General features: G+C 34.9%; 12 protein-coding genes. All 12 read left to right on the forward strand.

Annotated elements, in window-relative coordinates; all coding sequences use genetic code 11:
* Positions 1-76: 76 nt before the first annotated feature.
* Complete coding sequence (locus tag J4418_05100; GenBank protein ID MBS3113432.1) at positions 77-409, forward strand: hypothetical protein; 333 nt, start codon at positions 77-79, stop codon at positions 407-409.
* Between the two features lie 203 nt (positions 410-612).
* The gene (locus J4418_05105) at positions 613-1,146 is read left to right on the forward strand and encodes a hypothetical protein (protein ID MBS3113433.1); all 534 of its coding nucleotides are present in this window, start codon (positions 613-615) and stop codon (positions 1,144-1,146) included.
* 4 nt (positions 1,147-1,150) lie between these two features.
* Positions 1,151-1,552: a hypothetical protein gene (locus tag J4418_05110; protein ID MBS3113434.1), complete on the forward strand. Its 402-nt coding sequence runs from the start codon at positions 1,151-1,153 to the stop codon at positions 1,550-1,552.
* A gap of 253 nt (positions 1,553-1,805) precedes the next feature.
* Entirely contained in the window at positions 1,806-2,045 is a 240-nt protein-coding gene (locus tag J4418_05115) for an ankyrin repeat domain-containing protein (protein ID MBS3113435.1), read from the forward strand.
* A gap of 170 nt (positions 2,046-2,215) precedes the next feature.
* Positions 2,216-2,674, forward strand: a complete 459-nt coding sequence (locus J4418_05120; protein ID MBS3113436.1) for a hypothetical protein — start codon at positions 2,216-2,218, stop codon at positions 2,672-2,674.
* A gap of 16 nt (positions 2,675-2,690) precedes the next feature.
* Positions 2,691-3,095 carry a hypothetical protein gene (locus J4418_05125; GenBank protein ID MBS3113437.1) on the forward strand — a complete coding sequence of 135 codons (405 nt, stop codon included), beginning with the start codon at positions 2,691-2,693 and terminating at the stop codon, positions 3,093-3,095.
* Positions 3,096-3,400: 305 nt separating this feature from the next.
* Positions 3,401-4,090, forward strand: a complete 690-nt coding sequence (locus tag J4418_05130; protein MBS3113438.1) for an ankyrin repeat domain-containing protein — start codon at positions 3,401-3,403, stop codon at positions 4,088-4,090.
* A gap of 125 nt (positions 4,091-4,215) precedes the next feature.
* The gene (locus tag J4418_05135) at positions 4,216-4,593 is read left to right on the forward strand and encodes a hypothetical protein (GenBank protein MBS3113439.1); all 378 of its coding nucleotides are present in this window, start codon (positions 4,216-4,218) and stop codon (positions 4,591-4,593) included.
* 88 nt (positions 4,594-4,681) lie between these two features.
* Positions 4,682-5,479 carry a hypothetical protein gene (locus J4418_05140; protein ID MBS3113440.1) on the forward strand — a complete coding sequence of 266 codons (798 nt, stop codon included), beginning with the start codon at positions 4,682-4,684 and terminating at the stop codon, positions 5,477-5,479.
* A gap of 17 nt (positions 5,480-5,496) precedes the next feature.
* A complete protein-coding gene (locus J4418_05145; protein MBS3113441.1) occupies positions 5,497-5,724 on the forward strand; it encodes a hypothetical protein in 228 nt (75 codons plus the stop codon).
* Positions 5,725-5,913: 189 nt separating this feature from the next.
* Entirely contained in the window at positions 5,914-6,159 is a 246-nt protein-coding gene (locus J4418_05150; protein ID MBS3113442.1) for a hypothetical protein, read from the forward strand.
* 97 nt (positions 6,160-6,256) lie between these two features.
* Positions 6,257-6,508 (forward strand): hypothetical protein (locus J4418_05155; protein ID MBS3113443.1); only part of this gene is annotated, 252 nt, incomplete at its 3' end.

The raw sequence follows: 6,508 nt of genomic DNA on the forward strand, positions 1-6,508 counted from the left end.
AAGATTTTTAATTAATTTGTTTTGTTAATTAGGGTACATGCTTGTCGCTATTGAATCAGCTAGGGGGTGTATTCATATGGATGAAACCTCCGAACATAAATTGAATCTTGGTTTGATGAGATTTATCCGGCGCCAGGTAATTGAAAATAAGATTCCCGAAAATTTTAGAATTGCAATTGGCAGAGGCACGTTATATCATATTTTCTTTACCCCTTTTTCAAATTCTTTGCAACATAAGCCTATGATTCTTGTATCAATATGCGGTATAGGGAGTCACATTTTTAATTATGGTATATATAATACTCAAAGCTATGTGGAAACTAAGTTAAACATTCCTCATGTAGATGCTGCGCCTGTTACAAGGTTAATCAATTTTGTGATGAATGAGCTTGTATCAGGAGAAGAGTAAAGAGGTTTTATAAAACTTGAAGAAGTTATTGGCAAGGCTACATTTGTACCATTATGTTCTGCTTAACTACTCATTTAATATTGTGGCAATTAAACAGACAAAGAGTTGTGCAAAACATTTACCGTAGAACTATACTCTCTCGAAAATTTTACAATTGTATGAGTTATAGAACTGCGAAAATTGTTTAATAGGGGGTTGAATCTATGAGCAATGACAAAAATCTTCCAGTTGTAATATCGGAATCCGGCGCAGTTGCTGCCGTTAAAAAATCATTTAGTCTTGTTTTTAGGATGATATATGGTTTAGGCACACATCCAAAAGCTGTTTTTTTTGGAATGCTTGGGGCGGTAACCTCGCTGTTGCCTGAAATAATGACTAAAAATGGAAATACGTGGTGGCTGCAAAAATCAGGTAATGACCGACTTTCAAAAGATATGGCTGAGATAACTTTTAGTATTATGGGCCTTGCTTTATGGGGGTGGTTTTTTTCATACCTTTGGATTAATTTCGCAGTTATTATTCCCGCATATTGGGAATCGTTAATGTTTTGGTTTGATGGTTTCGGTTGGTGGGGTCCGTGGCTTATCTGGACTTGGGGTTTTATTGACCTAATTCTTTTGTTTATGCTTACGAACATTTTAGGGTGGGCATTTTTTAAAAATGTGGCAAAAAACAATACACTGCTTTTAGAAGATGAAACTCCTGCAGAAAAAGATACGTCTTCGGATAAGGAGTAAGAAATTGGGCATCTCTGAATCTGTAAAACAAAATTTGAATGTTTTGTCGGATGATTCATTAACTGTCCGGATTACGCATGAACCTATTCAGCTTACTGTTAAAATTGATGATGTTAGCGGCATTTCTCCGGATTTTCAATCCGAAACAAGAAAAAAGATTAATTCTCTCCCTGATAACGAACAAGAAAAAGTTGCAAAGCAAATATATGAATATAGTATGAGAGTTCAACGTTTTTACAAAGACCGAAAAATTATCTTATACTACTTGTTTTTAAAATTTGCAATATCTGAATCCATGGGCATGGTTGAAGTGCTGTACTTTGTCATAGTTAAAGTTTCAAAGGACAAGCTTTTAAGGCTTGCAGACGATAATTTTGTGCAGGGTGTTGTTCTGCTTCCCCACTAATTGCGCAGTCACCTAGGAAGTGAGCAGTGTAAAATCTCATTTTTCCTATGTGTGTTTCAATAGCGGTTCATATTTGATTGTCTCTTCAATGGAAATGGAGTATGATAAATCTGATCGAGTGGGGCAAGCATATCCGTCAGTTTATAGCAAAACAATGAATGGTTGTGTCAGGTTTCAATGATTAATTTAGTTTTTAACTTTTAACATAGTTGATAAGTAATTTTACATTTCTCTATTGGAAAGGAAGTGCGCGATGAGTGAAAAGACTTCTGGAAAGCCTGAACTCGATTTGCAAACTGTTGCGCAGAAGTTGGGTGTTAATTTCGATATGGATAAACTTTTAGTTACTGCATCTCAAAAAGGCGAATTTGACTGTGTGGAGTTTTTGGTAAAGAATGGCGCTGATGTTCATGCGGCGCTGATGTTCATGCACCAGGTGATGGCCATCTTGAGGTTGTCCGTTTCCTTAAGAACAACTTTAAGTAGATTTTAATAGAGTAAAAACATGCCTAATGAGACCAGAACTTGACAATGACAATTTTTGAAGTGTTATGAAATCTCATTTTTCCTATGTGTTTTACCGATGGCTTATCTTTGCATTGTGGTGTCGAGTTTTGATTGACGATGATGCTGTCTTATCATCATCTAATCTGGAGGTAAACAATGTTTGAAAGCATGACAGAGACTATTAAGGAGACTATTATCCATTTATTTGGTTCCCACAGCAATGCTAAAATTCCTGTTAAAATAGTTTATGGATTCTTTGCCCTTAACATTAACCTAAGTGATATTGTTCAGAGTTGGGAGGATTTTACAGGGCAAGAACAAATGAGCAAATTTAAGGGGCGTATAAATACTCCAGAGGTAAAAAAAATAATTAATGAACAAGTGGGGGATATTTTTAAATATTTTTCATCAAATGGGATAACATATAACACGGATGTCATATTGGATAATTTTGTAGACAAGGAACTGAATGGGTTTTTTAGCATTGAAGTAAGACTTAAACTGGATAAAACAACGTGTTTAAATATCAATGAATTATTCAATCTTATTTCTGTTGAATTTGATTTTGGGGGTGATGAGATTTTAGACATAGGAGATATATCAATTCTGAATTGATGGTAGGAGGTGTTTATTGAAAGTAAACATTATTACAGAAAAGTTCAGAATGATTCTGGAGAATTCAGATAATGTTGTTTTGTTCAATGTTCTGGTTTTATTTAATAGTTTCAAGTATGGTATGGATAGGGTCATTCTTGGCAGCAATAGATTGATAATTGAGAGTGACACTCCGTTATTTGACATTGAAATCCAGAAACATTTGAAAAACGTAATTATTCCTTTTTGTGTTGAATTGGGATGCGCTATCAATCAACAAAGTATAGGAATCAGCGCCGTAGGCCATCTTTCGGTTTCAATGCATGCAACTAAAACTCAAATTAAGATGATGACTAATTCGGGAATTGTTGACATCATTGAGTTGATTGGCGAAGAAAGGGGTAAAGATGACGGCAAACTTGTCCAATTTCAGGTGCAGTAATGTCCAGTAAAGAGTATGCTCTCTTGTTTGTTCTAGTATTATTCAAGTTAATTTTTCAGTTAATCATGTTTGTTTTAATTGTGTATGGCTTGTTTTTAGTAATACTTTAACAAAATGAAGTTTTAACACAAAAGTTAACGTTATTCCGTGCAGAGTCGCGCAGTGTTAGTGTATTTATCAGCACAGTAGCCTCTGGTTGCATTAAAGTGCACATGAGCCATAAACCGACGTTAACTTTGGTTTGTCGCTTCATAAAAATAAAGTATTACTCTTTTTAGATGCAAATAAAAAGGAGAGTATGCAAAATGCATGGCCCACAGACAGAAAATAAATCTAGGTATAAGAGGATGATAAGCCCATTAGGATTCGTTATTTTATTTCTTTTATTATTTGTGTTTGGGATTCTATTTGTTTTGGGGTTTATTGGAGACTCTAATCATAAGCAGACCAACCAAATTTTGGCCGATTCGCAAACAAGTGAAGCATTTGAAAATGGAACATCTGAACTGGAATCTTTTAGTAATTTGATGAATTCATTTGAGATATCTGAATTAAACGAGATTATCAATAAAAAAGATTATTCGAATGCAAATAGGGTGAATCTGAATGGTGTTACGCCTTTAATGGTGGCGGCCTATTTCGGGAAAGAGCAAGTCCTTGTCTCATTTTTGGCCCGTGGCGCTGATGAAAATGCCAGAGATAGATACGGGCATACTCCACTTATGTATGCAGTTTGTTCGCCTAAATCTATTTTTTTAGGTCCTAATCTTGCTGCAACTCTTGTGTCGGTTGGCGCAAGAATTGATGAGCAGGATTTTAGCGAATATACTGCTTTGATGTATGCCTGTATCATAGGCAACACACCCGCTGCAAAACTTTTGCTTGAAAACGGGGCAAATCCGCATCTTTCAGGGCGCGGCAAGGTTACGGCTTTTTCTCTTGCAACTTCCCATAGTAATTTTGCAATACTTGAACTTTTAAAGTCTTATTTTTAATGAATATATTGACTAAAGTCAAACCGAAGTTAACTTTAATGAGCATACTTTACACGTACTTTTTAATCATTTTTAGCCCAAAATTGCGTCTGAATAACATGAATAGCCAGTGAAAGGGGAATAACATGAACTTTAAAAATAAGAGTTTGTTTATCCAGCTTTTCCAGAGCGAGTCTCTTGAAGAAGAAAAGAGAATTTTTGTAAAGATTGCATCTCAAAATTCCCAATTCCTAGTTTATGTAGCATCAAAAATTTTATTTATGAAAAAGTTTCCTGTTGTGTACAATAATTTCAAAAACTATCCCCTAATTTTGGATGTGTGTAAACCCCGCAGTTGGAAGGTTGCTTTTAATTTGGTTACTAAAGCTATCAAAACCACTGAAGCAACTCGTTTGGTTAAACAGTCCAAACGTGGCAAAATGAATAACATAACACGGCAAAATAATGATATTTCGTCTTTTAAAAGCCTTTTTACAAAAGATCCCTTGTTAAACCCTCGTTAAACAATCCCTCCTTTACTTCTGATTAAATCATTCGCATTTGAAAGGCATATTAAACATTTTAAAGGGGCATTTTTAAAGGAGGGACAAAGTGGATGCTGATTCGGGCTTAAGACTCATTGGTTTATTGAATAGTTTTTCTGATGGTGTAGCCCATGTTGTCTATGTAGTGCATAAGAGTATTACATTTGACATGGATACTACTGATCTTTCATTTGAAGACAAATTCAGGATAAGTTCAGTTGAAAAGATTAAAAAGCGTTTGAATTTGCCACCCAATAAAGACTTGATTGATGATTATGTCAACAAGATTGATCAATTTTATGCAAAAAAGAACATCCCATTTGTAAATCGCTTTAAGATGTGCAATCGGGGTGACGGAAAAATCTGCCGTTTTTGGATTATCTTAACTGTCCTCATCACACAAGATCAGGGTTTGAAGTTGTTGAATGAATTTGAAATTGATTCATTAGTGGATGGTTCAGAACTGGTAGATAACATTAGTGATTCAACGTTTTTTGAAGTAATTCACAAATCCATAAAAATTAATTTGGATATTATGGGATTATCTATTACTGATAATGATGCTATTGAAAAATCTCATCAATTGATTTGTGAAAGACTGCAGGCAGATCCTATTTTAACTGAACAAGTTTCACAGTACCTCGCAGAAATTCTGTCTTATTACAGCGCAAACAATATCGAGATTCAGGATAATTACCCGGTGAAATTCATATTCCTTCTTAAACAGGGGACTGATTTGGGAATAACTGCAAAATTCCGTATTAGACTTACAACTGCAACGCTTATTAGACTTTTATGTTCTCAAACGGTTGAAGAGATTGTAAGGCATGATTTCAAGCCAGTACTTAAATCTTGTTTGAACTAGTGAGAGGTTAAAAGAATATGTATAAAAAACTAAAAGCGGTAATATATTTTTTGGGAGTCATAGTTTTAGGTTTTGGGTTTGGTGTTTTGCATGCGTCATACTTTATTGGTGTTGAAAAACTTTTCATTACAGGATGTGTATTGTTTAGCGGATTATTTTGCTGGCTGAGCGCTGAATCCAGACCGCAGATATCTGAAAATAAAACAGATATTCTTTCTGAAGAAGAGATTAAAGAATTAACTTGAAATTCCATAATTTAAACGCAAGGAGGAACCATGCCAAATCTTCAAAATACAAATCAGAGATATGATATGGATAGAATATTGAAATTGCTCATTCATGGGTCCATTATTGCCATTGGTTTCAGCGTGTTGCTTTACGGAATTTCGGAATCTAAAAAAGACTTTCTCTATAAAACCGTAGATTTTACATTATTGGTAACTGACAAAGAACATCAAATGTTATTGCATCGAACGCATCATTTTTATGTATATGGAGTATTAGCGCATACCGGAACAGAAACAGTGTTAGAAATGTCTGACTATCATGATGAAATCAAATCATTTAGTATGTATGCCAAGATCAAAGTTGGTTTATCTTACCACTTTAAGGTGGACAATAGAGGCGTCAAGTTTTGGAACATTATTGCAATTGAACCATTTGTGGATGCACAACGCTAAAGGAGTGGTTATGCATAACAGTCGGAATGACATCTCTCTGATCAATATTACTCATTTGATTTTGGCGTTTCTCTGTTTTTTAAGTTTGTTTTTGAATTTGTATAGGCTGTCGATTTGCAGTATTTGCGGATTGCAAAAATATACTCTTCAAACCATTGATTTTGCAGTATTAGTGACTGATAAAGAACATCAACGGTTATCGCCCTGGGCGCATTATTTTTACGTATATGGCGCATGCCCGGAGTGTGAAGCAGAGATTAGGTTAGAAATGTCTGATTATTATGATGAAACCAAATCAGATGGCATGTACGCCAAGATCAAAGTAGGCTTACCCTACCACTTTAAGGTG

The sequence above is a fragment of the Candidatus Woesearchaeota archaeon genome, from assembly GCA_018303425.1.
Lineage (GTDB): Archaea > Nanobdellota > Nanobdellia > Woesearchaeales > JAGVYF01 > JAGVYF01.

Coding starts and splice junctions, on each gene's coding strand:
- J4418_05120 (MBS3113436.1), top strand. CDS start 2,216: ATGTTTGAAAGCATGACAGAGACTATTAAGGAGACTATTATCCATTTA.
- J4418_05100 (MBS3113432.1), top strand. CDS start 77: ATGGATGAAACCTCCGAACATAAATTGAATCTTGGTTTGATGAGATTT.
- J4418_05145 (MBS3113441.1), top strand. CDS start 5,497: ATGTATAAAAAACTAAAAGCGGTAATATATTTTTTGGGAGTCATAGTT.
- J4418_05135 (MBS3113439.1), top strand. CDS start 4,216: ATGAACTTTAAAAATAAGAGTTTGTTTATCCAGCTTTTCCAGAGCGAG.
- J4418_05115 (MBS3113435.1), top strand. CDS start 1,806: ATGAGTGAAAAGACTTCTGGAAAGCCTGAACTCGATTTGCAAACTGTT.
- J4418_05105 (MBS3113433.1), top strand. CDS start 613: ATGAGCAATGACAAAAATCTTCCAGTTGTAATATCGGAATCCGGCGCA.
- J4418_05130 (MBS3113438.1), top strand. CDS start 3,401: ATGCATGGCCCACAGACAGAAAATAAATCTAGGTATAAGAGGATGATA.